Raw genomic sequence first — 16,920 nt, forward strand, 5'->3', positions numbered from 1 at the left:
ACCGGTCCGTCCTCACACGATCCCGGTCGCGTAATACACGCCGATCACGAAGAACACCGCCAGCGTCTTGATCACCGTGATGGCGAAAATGTCGCCGTAGGATTGCCGGTGGGTCAGGCCGGTGACCGCGAGCAGCGTGATGACGGCGCCGTTATGCGGTAGCGTGTCCATGCCGCCGCTCGCCATGGAGGCGACGCGGTGCATGACCTCCAGCGGGATGCCCGAGGCGTTCGCCGCCTGCACGAAGCGTTCGCCGAGTGCCGCCAGGGCGATCGACAGGCCGCCGGAGGCCGAGCCGGTGACGCCGGCGAGCACGTTGACCGTGACCGCCTCGTTCACCAGCGGGTTCGGGATCGTCGAGAGCGCATCCGAGATCACCTTGAAGCCCGGTAGTGCCGCGATGACGGCGCCGAAGCCGTATTCGGTCGCGGTGTTCATCCCGGCGAGCAGCGAGCCGGCTACCGCCGCCTTCGAGCCCGCGACGAAGCGATCCGCGAGGTTGCGAAAGCCGAGCAGCACGGTGGCGAGAATGCCGAGGATCAGCGCGCCTTCCACGGCCCAGATCGCCGCCACCGTCTTCACCTGGACCGTGACCGGATGCGCCATCATCTCCGGGTTGAGCGCGGCGGAGGCCTCTGCGCCGTAGGACCCTGTGATCCAGGATAGGAGCAGCTTGTTGCCCACGCCGACGATGACCAGCGGCAGCAGCGCGACGGCCGGATGGATCGCGGTCTTGTCTTCGCTCGCCACCGGCTCCTCGGCATGATCCGCGCCGTAGCCCTCGCCCGCCGCGGCCGCCCGGCGCCTGCGGAATTCCAGCCAGCTCACACCGAGGGCGAAGACGAAGACCGCGCCGATGATGCCGAGCCACGGCGCGGAGTAGGAGTCCGTCTTGAAGAAGCTCGTCGGGATGATGTTCTGGATCTGCGGCGTGCCCGGCAGCGTGTCCATGGTGAAGGTGAAGGCGCCGAGCGCGATGGTGCCGGGGATCAGGCGCTTCGGGATGTCGCTCCGGCGAAACAGTTCAGCGGCGAAGGGATAGACCGCGAACACCGCCACGAAGAGCGAGACGCCGCCATAGGTCAGGATCGCGCCAACGAGGACGATCGCCGCGACCGCCCTGCCCTGTCCGAGCAGCCCCGTCACCGCGCCGACGATGGAGCGGGCGAAGCCGGAAATCTCGATCAGTTTCCCGAACACCGCGCCGAGCAGGAACAGCGGGAAATACAGCTTCAGGAAGCCGACCATCTTCTCCATGAACAGGCCGGTGAAGATCGTGGGCACCGCCGAGGGGTCGGTGACCAGCACGGCGCCCATCGCGGCGACCGGCGCGAACAGGATGACGGAGAACCCGCGATAGGCCACCGCCATCAGGAAGAAGAGCGCGGCGAGGCAGACCACGAAGCTCATCGGCACGCCTCCCCCGGCTGTTTCGGATCAAGCTGTCGAGCTTGCCGAGGCCGCGAGTCAAGGCGGGAGCGCTCGCGCCGCTGTCAGAGCCGGCGATGCATCACGAGCGCATCGACGAGCCCGAGGCCCGGATGCCGGAAGGCCTGCGGCAGCCGGCCGACCTCTTCGAAGCCGAGGGAGCGCCACAGGGCGATGGCGCGGGTGTTGCTCGCTACGACGAAGTTGAACTGCATCGCCGTAAAGCCGGCCTCTCGCGCCACCACGAAGGAGCGCTCCGCCAACGCGCGGGCGATGCCGCGGCCGGCGGCCTCGGGATGTGTAGCGTAGCCGGCATTGGCGACGTGAACTCCGCCGCCGAGCTGGTTCGCGCGGATGTAGCAGGTGCCGAGCACGATGCCTCCGGCCTCCGCCACCAGGACCCGATGGGTTGGGGCCATCCAGTAGGCGAGGATCGCGTCGCCGCTCCAGTCGCCCGGCAGAGCGTAGGTGTCGCCGGCCCGGACGATCGGTTCGAGAATCGCGAGGATCGCGGCGCGATCGGTATCGGTCGCCGGGCGGATGGTGATGGAATCAGCGATCGTCACTGCACAGGAGCCCGTATCTCTACCGTCGACGTCGATCGACATCGGATCACGACGACCCTGGCATACACCACGATCCTCATGCTGAGGTGCCCGCACAGCGGGCCTCGAAGCACGGCCATGGCTCATCCAAGTCGCAGCAACGCGGGCCGATACATCACTCCCCCGGTGTATCGCGAACACTGGTCGCCAAGCCGCGACGACCTCGGCTCGGACACGGCTGACGACGGCGCAAACATCTGCGGCACCGTCAGCCCTGCTTCGAGGCTCGCTGCGCGAGCGCCTCAGCATGAAAATCGTGGGGTATGGCAGAGCCGTCGTGCTTGGAAACCGTTCTCAACTCGCATCCGGCTCCTCGTCATCCGCCGCGATCTCCATCGCCTCGCCGCGCCGGTAGCGCGCCTGGTTCTCGGCGACGCGCCGGGCGGCCTGGAGGTGACGGCCGGGGCCGATGTCGTCGGGGTTTCCGCCCTCCGCGACATGGCGCTTGGCGGCCACGAGCTCCGGGTCGCCCCAGCGGTCGAGCAGCGCCTGGAAGGCGTCGACGCGCTCCTGACGGAACGGGATGCGCTGGCCCAGCGCGTCCTTGTAGGGGTGAGCCGGGTAGATCGCGGCGAAGGGCACGAAGCCGTCCGGGATCGGCGTGGTGGCGGCATGCGTCCGACCGCCCTTCAGCAGCTTCGGCATGACGTGCGTGTGCGGCCCCTCGGGGCTCTTGCCGTCGGCGGGCGGGATCGGCTGAAACACCTCGACGCGGCCGGCGCGGCCGACGAAGACGCGGTTGGGGCTGAGTTCGACGAGGCGCGGGCCGATCGGGCTGGCGTGGTCGAACACCGGCTTGCCGGTTCCGGCGCGGAGGCACGCGATCACCTCCGGGTCGGCCGAGCGCACGCAGGCGTCGACCGCGAGGAGGTCGAGGCCGAGATCGAACAGGATCGCGTCGCGGTCCTCGTCGCGGGCGGCGTCCTTGTCGGGGCCGAGTTCGGTGACGACCGTCCGCCGCGTCATGGCGCAGGCGGCCTCCGGCAGGCAGAGCGCGATCGCGTGGTTCCAGCCCGAGTTGATCGCGGTCTCGTAGGCGACCGGGCGCAGGCCGGGGATCGGCGTGACGGCGACGGCGCCGCGCGAGGTGTAGGCGCCGAGGCGTCCATCGGTGAGTTCGGTGGTCTGCTCGCCCGGGTCACGCATGAACTCGGCGATGGCGCCGAAGCTGCCGACGCTCCAGGCGGTGTCCGGATCGGCGAGACTCTGGCGGAGAAGCGCTTCGACGGCGCGGACATCATCCATTTCGGCAGCGGTGGCGATCGTCATGGGCGTGTCTCTCCCAATGTTCTTTGCGAGCGGGCCCAGGGTAGGATGTATGCGCCGCCATCCGCATGGGTTCCGCGCTGGGCACTGACGCCGAACACGGCGTGCAGCAGGCTATCGTCGAGGGCCGCGGTCGGCTGCGCGTCGGCGACGATGCGGCCTTCGCTCAGGACGACGAGCCGGTCGCAGTAGCGGGCTGCGAGCGTCAGGTCGTGCAGCACGGCGATCACCCCGGCGCCGTCGCGGCTGACCCGGCGCAGCAGCGCCATGGCGTCGAGCTGGTGGGCGGGGTCGAGGGCGGTGATCGGCTCGTCGGCAAGCAGCATCTCGGATTCGACCGCCAGCGCCCGGGCGAGCAGCACGCGCATGCGCTCGCCGGAGGCCAGAGTCGGTTCGGTCCGGTCCGCGAGGTGGGTCGTATCGGTCAGATCCATGGCCCGGGCGATGGCGGCCCGGTCGACTGCGTCCTCGGCGGCGAAGGCGCGGTGGTGCGGCAGGCGGCCGAGCGCGACGATCTCGCGCACCCGCATCGGCCAGCCGATGCCCGCGCCCTGGAAGAAGGCCGCGACCCGCCGCGCACGCTCGTCGCGGCTGACGCTCCCGAGCGGTCTGCCGTCGAGGGTGACACGGCCGGCCGAGGGCGCGATGAGGCCCGCGAGCAGGCGCAGCAGCGTGGTCTTGCCGGCGCCGTTCGGCCCGACGAGGCCGACGAACTCGCCGGCCCCGACGCCGAGCGTCACTGCGTCGAGGATTGTGCGGGTGCCGACGCAGAAGACGGCCTGTTCCACCGCGAGGCGCATCAGCCCCGCCCTCGGTGGTGGAACAGCAGCCCGATCAGGAACGGCGCGCCGACGAGCGCCGTGACGACGCCGAGCTTCAGTTCGGGCCGCGTCGGCAGCAGCCGCACCAGGATGTCGGCGCCGAGCACCAGCGCCGCGCCGGCGAGCCCGCTGGGGAGCAGGCTCGCCGAGGGCCGCGCTCCGACGAGCGGGCGCACGAGATGTGGCACCACCAAGCCGACGAAGCCGATCGCGCCGCTCACCGCGACGCCGCTGCCCACAGCCAGCGCCGCCCCGGTGACGATCCGCAGCCGGACCGAGACGAGATCGAAGCCGAGGCTCGCGGCCGTATCCTCGCCGAGCGACAGCGCATCGAGCGCCCGTCCGGTGGAGAGCATCATTACCCAGCCGAGCGCCATCAGCGGCAGGCAGAGCCAGACATGGTCCATGCTGCGGTCAGCCAGCGAACCCATCAGCCAGAACACGATCTCAAGCGCCGCGTAGGGATTCGGCGCGAGGTTGAGCACGAGGGCCGTCAGCGCTCCGGCGAGGCTCGACAGGCCGACGCCGGCGAGGATCAGGCCGAGGGTGCCGGTGCCGCGCGCCGCCAGTAGGTTGATTGCCAACGCCGCCCCGGCCGCGCCGGCGATACCGCCGAGCGGAAGGGCGAGGCTCAGCGATCCGGCGAGGCCGCCATAGAACACGGCCACCGCCCCGAGGGCTGCGGCCGAAGAGATGCCGAGGATGCCGGGATCGGCGAGCGGATTGCGGAGGTAGCCCTGCATCACCGCACCGGTCAGCCCGAGGCTGCAGCCGACGAGGGCGCCCAGCAGCGCGCGCGGGATGCGCAACTCCCACAGCACCAGGGCCGGAAGGGTGGCGCGGCCGGCGAGCCAGTCGCCGAAGGCAGCGGGGACATCGAAGGCGGCGTAGCCGATGGCGATGGAGGCAGTGGTCAGGGCGGCGACGACGAGGACGAGGGTCGGGACGAGCCAGCGGTTGGGGCGGGTTTGGCGGGCCAGCGTGGGGGAAAGCGGGGCATTCATCAGGGACCGCCTTTGGTCGCAGCGGTAGAGCGCGTGCCCCCTCTCCCCGCACGCGGGGAGAGGGCTTTGCCGACCTCGTCGTCGGCAAAGCGAGGCGGCAGCCGAAGGTGAGGGGGTGGTGCCGGCAGTGCCTCATCCTGTGAGGCCCCCTCACCTTCGCCCTTTGGGCTTGCCGCGCCGACGACGAGGTCGTCGCGGCCCTCTCCCCGCATGCGGGGAGAGGGGGAACCCGCGGGATGGCCTCTGGCCGCCGCCGCCAACCGCTCCACCACCTCCGCCACCTGCGGCCCGGGGCAACTCCAGAGCCGGTTCGGGATCGATACGGTCCGTCCCTCTCTGCGGAAAGCGCCGAGCACCGGGTGGTGCAGCACCGTATCGGCGAGGGACGGCGTGCGGTTCTCGCCTTCGTCGAGGACGATCAGGTCGGCATCGGCGAAAGCCGCCGCTTCGAGGGGGATCTGGCCCGAGCGGTCGCGGCCGATCTCGGCGGCGACGTTGACGAGGCCGGCGGCGCGGATGACGGCGTCGCCGAGGCTGCCGGGCGCCACCGTGAAGGCGTTGGGGCGCATCACCAGCCCGCGGAGCGCCGTCCCCCCGCGCGATGCCGCCGCCGCCAGCCGCGCGTCGAGTTCCGCGATCATCGCCCCGCCGCGCTCGGGATACCCGACAGCGGTGGCGACGTCGCGGATCTGCGCGCGCACGCCTTCGAAATCCGACGGCACGCCGAGTTCGAGCAGCGGAAAGCCGATCCGCTTCAGGAGGCCCACGGTGGTGCGCGTCGTGAATGCGCCCGCGACGACGAGGTCGGGCTTCAGCGCGACGATCTCCTCGGAGAGCCCGCGCGTCAGCGGAACGCCCGCGGCCTCGGCCGCCACCGTCGAGCCGCGCGGATCGCGGGCAAACCACGTCACCGCCGCGATCTGCTCGCGGTCGGCGAGCCGCAGCACGAGTTCGTCCGCGCAGAGGTTCATCGAGACGATCCGTGCCGGGCGCACCGGTGTGGACTCGTCCGCCGCGACCGTGCCGGCGGCGAGGCACGCCGCCATGACGATCGTGAAAAGGCGTTTCGGGGTCCGCATGGCGCTCAGAACGTACTCACACGCACGCCGCCATACACCGCGAGGCCCGGTCCGAGGAAACCCGTGGGGTTCTCGTAGCGCCGGTCGAACAGGTTATCGACGCGACCGAACACGCTGACGGTTTCGTTCACGTCGTAGTTCACCGCGAGATTCACGATCGTGAAGCCGGGGTTCTTGAGACGCGTCACCGAAAAATCGCGGTTGCCGTCGACGAAATGGCCGAGCACGATCACCGTGCCGCTGACGGTGAGCCCCGGCAGCGGGGTCCAGAGGGCGGTGGCACTGCCCTTGTGGCGCGGCCGGCGCAGCAGCTCCTGATTGGTGATCTCGTTCTTGGTGACGGTGTTCGTGTAGTCGACGCGGCCCGAGAGCGTGTCGGTGAACCGGACCGAGACGAAGGCCTCGGCGCCGTAGGATTCAGCCTTTCCGACGTTCTCGTTGGAGGTAAACGTCGCATTCGCAGCGATGAGGTTGGTGAAGTCGTTCCGATAGTAGGTCACGCCGGCCAGCACGCGGTCGCCGAACGGCTGCTCGATGCCAGCGTCGTAGCCGAGGCTCTCCTCGGGCTTCAGGTTCGAATTGGCGAAGAAGTTGAAGGCCGGAAAGCTCTGGGACAGCTGGCTCAGCGTCGGGGCCTTGAAGCCGGTGCCGACGCTGCCCTTCAGCCGGGTCTCGCTGAACGGCAGGACGTAGCTCGGCGCGACCCGAAACGTAGTGGCCGGGCCGAAGGCGTCGTTCTCATCGTGGCGCAGGTTCGCGACGAAGGAGGCGCGGTCGAACGGCGTCAGCTGCGCTTCGCCGTAGCCGGCGGTATTGCCGTTGCGGGCCTTCAGGCTGCCGGAGCCGAACGGGTTCAGGTCGATGGTCGAAAGGCTCTCCTCGTCGCGCTGGGCGCCGAACAGCAGGAGGTTGCCCGGCGACAGCAGATAGTCGCCGCGATACTCGTAGCGCGTGCGTTCGCCGAGGCCGGTGGTCGGGATCGGGTTCAGCGGGTCGTAGACGTTGGTGGCCTGGCGATTGAACAGGTTCGAATAGTTGATCGCGAAGATGTTGTGGAAGCCGGCGATCGGCGTCCATTCGGCCTCGTTCCGGGAAAAGACCTGCTGCACGTCCGCCTCGCCGCGGAAGGCGCCGAGCGTCACCGGGAAGGTGCCGTAATCGTCGCCCGTGAGCAGGAGTCGCGAATTGATGAAGCGCGTCACGGAGTTCACCCGGAACGTGTCCGTGAACTGGTAGCCGAGCTTCGCCGAGACGGTCTCGTTGTCGTAGTAGTTCGGACGGATCGGCAGCCCGGCAGCGATGAGGTTCCTCGGCGTCACCGGCGTCGCGGCGGCGCGCAGGTGCTGGACCGACACCGAGTAGTCGAAACCGTCCTGCGCCCCGCTGATGCGGCCGCTCTGGTTGAAGGTGCCGAACGAGCCGCCCTCGACGCGGGTCGTGATCCGCGTCGGACCCGCCCCGCGCTTCGTCGTGAACGAGACCACGCCGCCGATGGCATCCGAGCCGTAGAGACCGCTCTGAGGGCCGCGCAGCACCTCGATCCGCGAGAAGTCCTCGGTGAGGAGCTGGCCGAAATCAAAGGAGCCGTTGCCGTTCGACGGGTCGGTGGCGTCGATGCCGTCGATCAGCACCTTGGTGTGGTTGGAATTCGCGCCGCGGATGAAGACCGAGGTCTGCCCACCCGGGCCGCCGGTCTGGACCACGTTGAGGCCGGGCACCTGCTGCAGGGCGTCCGGCACGGTGCGGCGCTGCTGCGCCTCCAGCGTCTCGGCGGTGAGGACCGTGACGCTCGATCCGGTCCGGGCGAGCGGGGTCGGCACGCCGGTGGCGCTGACGGAGATCTCGTCGAGGCTGGTCGCTGCGTCGGGCGCGGTTCCGGCAAAGGGTGCGGCAGTCTGCTGGGCAAAGGCCGGTGCGACGGCGAGGAGCGTGAACGCCACGCACGGCGGGAGCGCGCGCCGGAGCGCGGCGGGATAGGGATGGGACACGGGAAACGAGCCTCGGGCAACGTCAGTGGCACGTCACCGCGAACGAGGTCGTTTCACGCGCAGTCGAGCGCGTGTCCGGACACCCGCCGGAGCACCCCGCCCGACGCGTTTCGCGTGTGACCACGACTGACGGCAGGTCTCCTGGCTCGCGGGTCGCTGCCTTCCAACCGTCTTCCCGGGCGAGGAACCCAGTGACATCGGTGGCGGAAGGCTCGCCGCTTACAGTTGCGGGGGCAGCCGCGGCATCGGGACAAGTCCCTCACCGCGTTCCCTTTTGATCCCCGAGGGGAACCGTCGGGATCCAGCTAGGCAGTACGACGGCAAGTCGTCAATGCCGGCGGCAACTGCCGGCTTGTGGAAGGGCCCGGGTGTCGCCCGTGCGCGACAGGTCCGGCCTGACCGCTCGCGTGCGATCCATGCTAAATGGTTCGCAGGCCAGGGACGATCCGGCAGATGCCGTGTGGTCCGTGGGAAAGCGGTTTGGATCGCCGTGGCCGGCGCCCGGCGCCTCACTCTCGACACGCTGGGCCTCGACACGATGGAGGACGCTTTGCGCCCGAACCGACGACCGTGCCGCCCGGCATGCCTGCCCCGTCGCAGAACGTTCGCTGTGCCCGCCCGGAGCCCGAGATTCTTGACAATGGAACGCCGGTGACACGCGAGCGGCTCAAGATCGGCGACGCGCGCGGCTCCTCCCAGGCCCGCCCCTCGCGCCTGTTCGAGCGCGGCATCGAGCCGCCGCTGAACATGGCCGGCGCCGAGGCGGCGCAGGTCGACCGCCGCGACGTCAATCTGCGATGGCTCTGCGCCAGCGCGCTCACCGGCATCACCGGCGCCTGCCTGATCGGCGGGGCGATTCAGGTCTCGCTCCGCAGCGACGTCTCCCACGCGGCGATCCCCGAGCGGGTGACGGTGTCCTCCAAGCGCGAAGTCGGCGAGGACGGCGTCAACGTCGCGCGCAAGGGCGACCGCCTCGTACGCAACCTGATGATCGCCTCGGCGAAGCAGAGCTTTCGTACGCCAGTGACGGTGCGGCTCGGCGACCGCGAGATCATCAAGGTGAAGCCGTTCGTGCGGGTTTCAACCGCGCTATCGATGCAGACGGGCGTCTTCGCCACCGACATTCCGCGCTTCGATCCGCTGAAGATCACCTCCGAAGAGCCGCAGGAGCGCTACGCCGATACCGGTGCTGCCGGCAGCGACGGTCCGGGCGGCGAGGTCAGCGTGGTCAAGCGCGACCTGACCGACCTGCCGATGGATGCGGGGGCCCCGGCGCTCACCGACGACGACGTGGCGGCGCAGGTGGAGGAGGAGCGCCGCCTGACCGCCGAAGCCGGCCGCCGCACGGCGCTGCCGCTGGCGCCGCAGATCATGCTGTCGCGCACGCTTCAGCCCGGTTCGGCCAAGTTCGGCGCGGAGGTCGACGCCAAGGATGGGAGCCCGTTCAAGTCCATCGACGTACTCGTCGTGCCCGAGAACGTCACCAATCTCGGCAAGGTCGAACTGAAGGGCGGCGAGTCGGCCCTCGTGGAGGAACGCGACCTCGCGCTCAAGCGCGGCGACACGATCGAGAGCGTGCTCAAAGCGACCGGCCTCACCACCGACGAGGCGATCCGCGCGATCGTCGCGGCCCTCGGCGGCAAGACCAAGACGGCGGCCCTGATCGAAGGCCAGCAGTTCCGCGTGCAGATCGCGCCCGGCCCGAAGCCCGGCGATGGGCGCCGCGTCACCCGCGTCGTGCTCTACGGGGAGAAGGGCGTCGAGGCGATCGCCGCGATGAACGACCGCGGCAGCTTCGTCTCGGTGGCGCCGCCGACCGACGAGTCGCAGGCCGGCAAGGCGCAGCCTCAGGCCGACGCCTCCGAGGACGACGACGAGGACGAGAGCGGCTCCGGCCCGCGCCTCTACCAGAGCCTCTACGAGACCGCCGCCCGCCACGAACTGCCGCGCTCGGCCGTCGACGACATCGTCCGGGTGTTCAGCTACGACGTGGATTTCCAGCGCCGGATCTCGTCCGGCGACGGGCTCGACGTCTTCTACAGCTACGACGAGGACGCCGGCCCGAGCGCCGGCGAGAAGCCGGAACTGCTCTACGCCGCGCTCAACCTCGGCGGCGAGACCCGCAAGATCTACCGGTTCCAGTCGCCGGACGACGGCGCGGTCGACTTCCTCGACGACCAGGGCCGCTCGCTCAAGAAGTTCCTGATCCGCAAGCCGATCGCCGACGGCATCATGCGTTCCGGCTTCGGATACCGCCGCCACCCGGTGCTCGGCTACGCCAAGCTCCATACCGGCATCGACTGGGCCAACCCCATCGGCACGCCGATCGTCGCCGCCGGCAACGGCACGGTGATCAAGGCGCAGTGGGATTCGGGCTACGGCCAGCGCGTCGAGGTCCAGCACATCAACGGCTACGTCACCACCTACAACCACATGTCCCGCTTCGCCCGCGGCGTGACGCAGGGCGCCCGGGTCAAGCAGGGCCAGGTGATCGGCTATGTCGGCTCCACCGGCCTCTCCACCGGCCCGCACCTGCACTACGAGGTGATCATCAACGGTCACTTCGTCGACCCGCTGAAGATCCGCGTGCCTCGCGGCCGCGAACTCGACGGCCGCCTGCTGGCCGAGTTCAAGCGCCAGCGCGACCAGATCGAGGCGACGATGCAGAAGTCGAAGAGCGCGACGGCGATGGCGCAGCGGGATGCGATGCGGTGAGGCAGCGGGACCGTGCCTCGGCGGCACCGGCCTCCACGGCGACCCTCAGCCGCGAAGCGGCCTCGAAGCACGGCCGACGCTCATCCCGATCGGCCTCCCCCCTACTTCAGCTGCGGGGCGATCATTCAGCGGTACCTCGAGGCCGCCGACGCGGCACTTCAGTATGCGGAGTGTGGGAGGGCCATCTGCTGGGCGGCGTTTAGAATCCCAGCTTTTCCCGAACCTTTTCTGCCGTCACGCCGCGCGCACGCAGATCCCCGAGCGATTCCGAACCTCGCGACTTGGCGAGCTTCTCGCCGCTCTCGGCCAAGAGCAGCCGGTGGTGGCAATAGGCAGGCGACGAGAGCCCGAGCAAGCGCTGCAGCAGGACGTGCAGATCGGTCGCCGCCCTCAGATCCTCGCCGCGCACCACATGCGTGATGCCCTGGGCATCGTCGTCGAGCACGACCGAGAGATGGTAGCTCGTCGGCACGTCCCGGCGCGCGATGACCGCGTCGCCCCAGCGGGCGGGGTCGGCGGTCGCTTCGTGTTCGTTCTCGATGATGACGCGCATTCCCTCGCCTATCAGCGGGAGAGGGTGGCCCTCGCGTGAGCGAGGGTCGGCAGAGGGGAGCTCCGTGCCCAGAGAGGGCGTACCCCTCTCCCGCAGAGGGGGGAGAGTTCCGGCGCCTGCACTTGGCGCGTCAGATGCCGCGAAACAGCGAAAGCGATGCGGCTGGGGCGCCATGGCGAGCGCTCGCATCATGTCGAGACGCCACGTGTGCGGGTCGCCGCCCGCGATGCGCGCTTCGGCCTGCGCGGAGGAAAGCGAGCGGCACGTCCCCGGATAGAGCGGAGCGCCGTCGGGATCGTGCTGGACCGCCCTGCCCTGGCCCTCCAACTCCGCCACCCGCGCCGCGATCGTTCCGCGCGAGCAGAAGCAAGGATAGGCCAGCCCGCGTCGGATCAACCCCTCCAAAGCTTCACGATAGAACCCGAGATGCTCCGATTGCCGGCGCACCGGCCGCGCGTAGCTCAGCCCGAGCCAGGCGAGATCCTCCTCGATCGCAACGATCAATTCGGGCCGCGAGCGGCCGGGATCGATGTCCTCGATGCGCAGCAGGCAGCGGCCTGCGAGCCGCACGGCGACCTCCCAGTTGAGCAGAGCGGAATAGGCGTGGCCGAGATGAAGGCGGCCGTTCGGGCTCGGGGCGAAGCGGAGAACCGGTTCGGTCACGGACCCGTCGTGCGGTGGAGGCATTCTTGCGGACCCGGCGTGCAGGCGATGCCGGGCATCGAGCAGACCGGCCCCTCTTCGAGACGCCGGCAGACGCGGCATCCGTCGCTCCACTCGGCGCACATCGGATCACTGTCGGGCAACACGGCCTGAACCGGAGCGGGCTTGGGTGGCGCTGCCGGAGCGAGCGCGCCGATCACGACAGTCGCCAGAACGACGGCGGCGATGGCCAGGGCGATCGGGCCGTCTCGGCGGGTCGATTGCGGATCGGACGAGGGGATGTCAGCCATCGTCCTCGTGTCCAATGGCGGCGGCCCGGCTGTCAACGGGCCGCCGGCCGGGTTCATTCCGACGTCTTGGCTTGCCCTGCCAAAGCCGCCGCGACGGCGCGGGCGAACGCGACAGGATCGCGCGGGCCGTCACCGTCCTGAATGCGGGCGAGGTCCAAGAGCGTCCCGGCCGACTCCGAAATATCCTCGTCGGCCTCGGCCCGGGCGCTGAGCGCCTGGATCAGCGGATGGCGCGGGTTGATCTCCAGCACCGGAGAGCCGCCGCCGAAGCCGCGGCCGGCGCGGCGCATCAGGCGCTGCATCTGCAGATCCGGCCCCATGCCGGAGGAGGCCAGCACTACGGCGCTGTCGACCAGCCGGTCGGTGGTGCGCACGTCGGAGACATCCTTGTCGAGTGCGAGCTTCAGCGCGGCGACGAGCTTGTCGGCCTGCGGCGCCTCGGGCGCGTCGCCCTCGGGCTTCAGCTTGGCGAGATCGGCCGAGGCCTGCGTCACCGAGCGGAGCGGCTTGTCGTCGAACTTTCCGAGCTGCTCCGGCCAGAACGCGTCGACGTGGTCGGAGAGCAGGAGCACTTCCACATTGCGGGCGGCAAAGCCTTCGAGTTGCGGCGACTTCTTCGCGGCGTCGGCATCGTCGGCGACGAGGTAGTAGATCGCCTCCTGCTCCGGCTTCATGCGCGAGACGTAGTCGCCGAGCGTGGTCCAGCCTGCCTCGGTGGTCGAGCGGAAGCGCAGCAGCGGCGCGATCTCGGCGCGGCGCTCGAAATCTTCGTAGACGCCTTCCTTCAGCACCGGCCCGAAGTTTTCGTAGAACTTGATGTACTCGTCCTGCTTCTCGGCGTTTTTGGAGCGGCTCGACAGTTCGTTGACGACGCGGGTGGTCACGGCACGGCGGATCTTCTGCAGCGCTGGCGTCGATTGCAGCATCTCGCGGGAGACGTTGAGGGGCAGGTCGTCGGTATCGACCACGCCCGAGACGAAGCGCAGCCAGTTCGGCAGCAGCTCGGCCTCGTCGGTGATGAACATGCGGCGCACGTGCAGGCGTACCTTGGAGCGGCGGTCGTCCTCCACCGGCATGAAAGGCTTCATGCCGGGCACGAACAGCAGCCCCGAGAACTCGAGCGCGCCCTCAGCCCGCCAATGCAGCGTCGCCCAGGGCTCGTCGAAGTTGTGGCTGACCGTGCGGTAAAACTCCTTGTACTGCTCTTCGGTGATCTCGGACTTGGACTTGCGCCACAGGGCGGTGCCCTTGTTGGCCGCCTCCTCCTTGCCTTCCTCACCGACGATGGCGATCGGCACGGCGATGTTGTCGGCCCACTTCTTCACGACATGGTCGAGCCGGTAGCTCTCTAGATATTCGTCGGCATCGTCCTTGAGGTGGAGCACGATGTCGGTGCCGGCTTGCTCGCGGCTTGCCGCCTCGAGGGTGTAGCTGCCCTTGCCGTCCGAGGCCCAAGTCCAGGCTGCGTCGGTGCCGGCCTGGCGCGAGGTGACGGTGACACGGTCGGCCACCATGAAGGCCGAGTAGAAGCCGACGCCGAACTGGCCGATCAGGCTCGGGCGCTGGTCTTCCGCGCCCTCGGCGGCCTTCGCGTCGCCGAGCGACTGCGAGAAGGCGCGGGTGCCGGAGCGGGCGATGGTGCCGAGGTTCCTCGCCAGATCCTCCTTGCTCATGCCGATCCCGGAATCCGAAATCGTGAGCGTCTTCGCCGCCTTGTCGGGCGCGATGCGGATCTTGGCATCGGCCGGCAGCGCCAGTGCCTCGTTGGTCAGCGCCTCGAAGCGGCGGCGGTCGGTGGCGTCTGCCGAATTCGCGACCAGCTCGCGCAGAAAGATCTCGCGGTCGGAGTAGAGCGCGTGGACGACGAGGTCGAGCAGCCGACCGACCTCGGCACCGAACTCGTGCCGCTCCAAGTTCGCGTTGACGGTGTCCGTCTCGCTCAAGGCTCGTCTCCCGTTGTTTCGAAATCGGGGGCGGTATGACGTCAGCCGTGGCGCAATTCAATCCGGCAGTGGGGATGGAGAGCGAGCGCCCTCCATCCCGACGCATCAGTGCAGCAGGATCGCCGCCTTGGAGAGCGTCTTGTAGATGCCCCACAGGATCGGGATGCCGACCACGGCCCAAGCCGCCACGGCCGTAACGGTGATGCCACCCCCGCCGATGCCGGCCGAGCCCGGCGCCCGCGCGGGCGCAGCCCCGCCCTTGGTTTGGAGCGCCGTCACATCGGCATCGCTCATGAACCAGTGGCGCGCCACCGGGCGGACCAGGAGGTTGCAGATGAAGCCGACCGCGAGGAAGGCGGCGAGCACGTACATGGTGCGGCTGTAGAGCTCGAGGCCCTGCAGCCCCGCGTCGACCTGATGCTGGCGGATCGCGGTGACGACCACCGGGCCGACGATGCCGGCGGTCGACCAGGCGGTGAGCAGCCGCCCGTGGATCGCGCCGACGAACTGCGTCCCGAACACGTCCGCGAGATAGGCCGGGATGGTGGCGAAGCCGCCGCCATACATCGACAGGATCGCGCAGAAGAACACGACGAACAGCACCGTCGAGCCGAGCCCCGCCGCCCAAGGCGCGCCGGCATAAAGCAGCACGCCGAGGCCGAAGAAGATCGCGTAGGTGACCTTGCGGCCGATCTTGTCCGACATCGAGGCCCAGAAGAAGCGGCCCAGGATGTTGAACAGCGACAGCAGGCCGACGAAGCCGGCGGCGATCGCCGCCACCTGGGTCTTACCCGCCGCATCGAGCTGACCGAGGCCGACGCCCGGCTGGTTGATGAGCTGTCCGCCGAAGATTTCCTGCAGCATGGGCGACGCCAGTGCGAGCACGCCGATGCCGGCGGACACGTTGAGGCAGAGCACCAGCCAGAGCAGCCAGAACTGCACGGTCTTGTGCGCGTCCTTCAGGTGAACATGCCCGGAGGCGATCATGCCGCCCTTGGCGGCGGGTGGGGTCCAGCCCTCCGGAGCCCAGTTGGCCGGTGGGACCCGGTAGCCGAAGGCGCCGCCGAGCATGAACACGAGGTAGCCGAGGCCCATCACCGCCAGGGTCTCCCAGACGCCGACGCTATTGGGCGACTTGAAGCTGTTGATGAGGAGGTCGGCCAGCGGCGAGCCGATCATCGCGCCGCCGCCAAAGCCCATGATCGCCATGCCGGTGGCCATGCCGCGCCGGTCCGGGAACCATTTGATCAGCGTCGAGACCGGCGAGATGTAGCCGAGGCCGAGCCCGATGCCGCCGATCAGGCCCATGCCGAGCCAGATCAGCCAGAGCTGGTGGATGTAGACGCCCATCGCGCCGATCAGGAAGCCGCCGCCCCAGCAGAGCGCCGCCACGATCCCGGCCTTGCGCGGGCCGGCCCGTTCGAGCCAACCGCCGAACAGGGCGGCCGAAATGCCGAGCACGACGATGCCGATGGAAAAGACGATGACGAGGTCGCTGACCCGCCAATCGCAGGTCGTCGTGAACAGGGCCGCGAACACGCTCATGTCCGGGCAGGATTTCGCGGCGGGCTGACCGACGCTCAGGGAGCGCGACAGCGGCAGCCAGAATACGGACAAGCCGTAGGCCATGCCGATGCAGAGATGGATGGCGAGCGCGGCCGGCGGCACCAGCCAGCGGTTGAAGCCGGGCTTGGCGACGATGTTCTCACGAGACAGCCAGCTTGGCGCGGCGGCGGGATAGCCGCTCGCATCCACGGTACGCGTGGTCATTGATAGGTTTCCTCCAGGGCGCTGGCCACTTGCGGGCCATTGGCGTCGTCAGCCGTTCGCGCGGAGGTTGGCGCTCCGCGGATCGGACCTGCCGCGCAGAGGACGGACTCGATCGTCGTTTTGCAACCGTAAAAGCAGGATTGGATACATAATATGACGATTTGTGAACCGCGCGGCGATCACTGTCCGACGGCAAAGCGGATCGCTGCAAGGTCGGTCTGAGCCTTTGCGAACCGGCAAGAGCGAAGGGGGCTCGCACGCCGGATCCCGGATCGCCTTACGCGCCATTCCGTGCATCTGCGGAAGGGACGCCCAACCGAGCGAGACCGAGTAGGGTATGGTCTCAGGCAGCGATCGGACCAACGGCGGCCACCGAGGCGGCGGCGGCTTCGAGGCGGTCATGCGCACGGTCGAACGCGCCGCGTATGGTGCCGACGGCGTCCTCTACGGCGACCATGGTGGTCAGAGCCATCTCACCGGGCATCGTTCCCAACATCCGGCCCGCTGCCGTGATCCGGTGCTCCAATTGCATGAGTTCTTCACCGGCGCCGTCACCGCTGAGCGTCATGAGACGACTGAGCGTTGCTTCTAGCGCATGGATCAGGACAAGTGTTCTCACGCGCTCCTGAAGAAGCGCCCTCTCGTTCTGTTTCATTTTGGAAGATCTCGCCGATTCGCAGTGAGACTATCTCACCCCCGTGTCGGCGGCGCAGTTCCTTTTTCGCCACAGCCGCGAATCGCCGTGAGCGTTTGCGAAGAATTCCGGCGATCGGCCGAAACCGTTGCCGGCTAGCT

12 protein-coding genes, 1 pseudogene and 1 riboswitch are annotated in these 16,920 nt (G+C 69.0%); of the genes and pseudogenes, 1 reads left to right on the forward strand and 12 read right to left on the reverse strand.

The window, feature by feature from the left end; translation table 11 throughout:
- Positions 1-12: 12 nt before the first annotated feature.
- The 7 genes and pseudogenes from MHA02_RS10330 to MHA02_RS10360 form a co-directional block, all read right to left on the reverse strand.
- Positions 13-1,410 carry a GntP family permease gene (locus tag MHA02_RS10330; RefSeq protein ID WP_147078553.1) on the reverse strand — a complete coding sequence of 466 codons (1,398 nt, stop codon included), beginning with the start codon at positions 1,408-1,410 and terminating at the stop codon, positions 13-15.
- Positions 1,411-1,493: 83 nt separating this feature from the next.
- Positions 1,494-1,994: a GNAT family N-acetyltransferase gene (locus MHA02_RS10335; RefSeq protein WP_373318345.1), complete on the reverse strand. Its 501-nt coding sequence runs from the start codon at positions 1,992-1,994 to the stop codon at positions 1,494-1,496.
- Positions 1,995-2,327: 333 nt separating this feature from the next.
- Positions 2,328-3,302, reverse strand: coding sequence for a DUF6925 family protein (locus MHA02_RS10340; RefSeq protein WP_147078555.1), 975 nt, complete (start codon positions 3,300-3,302; stop codon positions 2,328-2,330).
- Positions 3,299-4,099 carry an ABC transporter ATP-binding protein gene (locus MHA02_RS10345; RefSeq protein ID WP_147078556.1) on the reverse strand — a complete coding sequence of 267 codons (801 nt, stop codon included), beginning with the start codon at positions 4,097-4,099 and terminating at the stop codon, positions 3,299-3,301. The genes MHA02_RS10340 and MHA02_RS10345 overlap by 4 nt, the downstream gene beginning before the upstream one ends.
- Positions 4,099-5,124 carry a FecCD family ABC transporter permease gene (locus MHA02_RS10350; protein WP_147078557.1) on the reverse strand — a complete coding sequence of 342 codons (1,026 nt, stop codon included), beginning with the start codon at positions 5,122-5,124 and terminating at the stop codon, positions 4,099-4,101. The genes MHA02_RS10345 and MHA02_RS10350 overlap by 1 nt, the downstream gene beginning before the upstream one ends.
- A 242-nt stretch (positions 5,125-5,366) precedes the next feature.
- Positions 5,367-6,170: pseudogene (locus MHA02_RS10355) on the reverse strand (ABC transporter substrate-binding protein); the annotation flags it as partial.
- 38 nt (positions 6,171-6,208) lie between these two features.
- Positions 6,209-8,191: a TonB-dependent receptor plug domain-containing protein gene (locus MHA02_RS10360; RefSeq protein WP_147078558.1), complete on the reverse strand. Its 1,983-nt coding sequence runs from the start codon at positions 8,189-8,191 to the stop codon at positions 6,209-6,211.
- A 114-nt stretch (positions 8,192-8,305) separates the two neighbouring features.
- Positions 8,306-8,502: riboswitch (cobalamin riboswitch) on the reverse strand.
- 340 nt (positions 8,503-8,842) lie between these two features.
- Between MHA02_RS10360 and MHA02_RS10365 the strand changes: the two genes are divergently transcribed.
- Complete coding sequence (locus MHA02_RS10365; RefSeq protein WP_147078559.1) at positions 8,843-10,906, forward strand: M23 family metallopeptidase; 2,064 nt, start codon at positions 8,843-8,845, stop codon at positions 10,904-10,906.
- A gap of 199 nt (positions 10,907-11,105) precedes the next feature.
- Here the strand turns inward: MHA02_RS10365 and MHA02_RS22685 are convergent, their stop codons facing one another.
- The 5 genes from MHA02_RS22685 to MHA02_RS10395 form a co-directional block, all read right to left on the reverse strand.
- Complete coding sequence (locus MHA02_RS22685; protein WP_238180408.1) at positions 11,106-12,146, reverse strand: glutamate--tRNA ligase family protein; 1,041 nt, start codon at positions 12,144-12,146, stop codon at positions 11,106-11,108.
- Positions 12,119-12,412: a hypothetical protein gene (locus MHA02_RS10380; protein WP_147078560.1), complete on the reverse strand. Its 294-nt coding sequence runs from the start codon at positions 12,410-12,412 to the stop codon at positions 12,119-12,121. Before MHA02_RS10380 ends, MHA02_RS22685 begins: the two co-directional genes overlap by 28 nt.
- 53 nt (positions 12,413-12,465) lie before the next feature.
- Positions 12,466-14,355 carry a molecular chaperone HtpG gene (gene htpG / locus MHA02_RS10385; protein ID WP_147078561.1) on the reverse strand — a complete coding sequence of 630 codons (1,890 nt, stop codon included), beginning with the start codon at positions 14,353-14,355 and terminating at the stop codon, positions 12,466-12,468.
- 105 nt (positions 14,356-14,460) lie between these two features.
- On the reverse strand, positions 14,461-16,125 hold the full coding sequence (locus tag MHA02_RS10390) for an OFA family MFS transporter (protein ID WP_147078562.1): 1,665 nt from the start codon (positions 16,123-16,125) through the stop codon (positions 14,461-14,463).
- A 343-nt stretch (positions 16,126-16,468) separates the two neighbouring features.
- Positions 16,469-16,780, reverse strand: a complete 312-nt coding sequence (locus MHA02_RS10395) for a hypothetical protein (protein ID WP_147078563.1) — start codon at positions 16,778-16,780, stop codon at positions 16,469-16,471.
- Positions 16,781-16,920 lie beyond the last annotated feature (140 nt).

This window comes from Methylobacterium haplocladii, assembly GCF_007992175.1.
Taxonomy (GTDB): Bacteria; Pseudomonadota; Alphaproteobacteria; order Rhizobiales; family Beijerinckiaceae; genus Methylobacterium; species Methylobacterium haplocladii.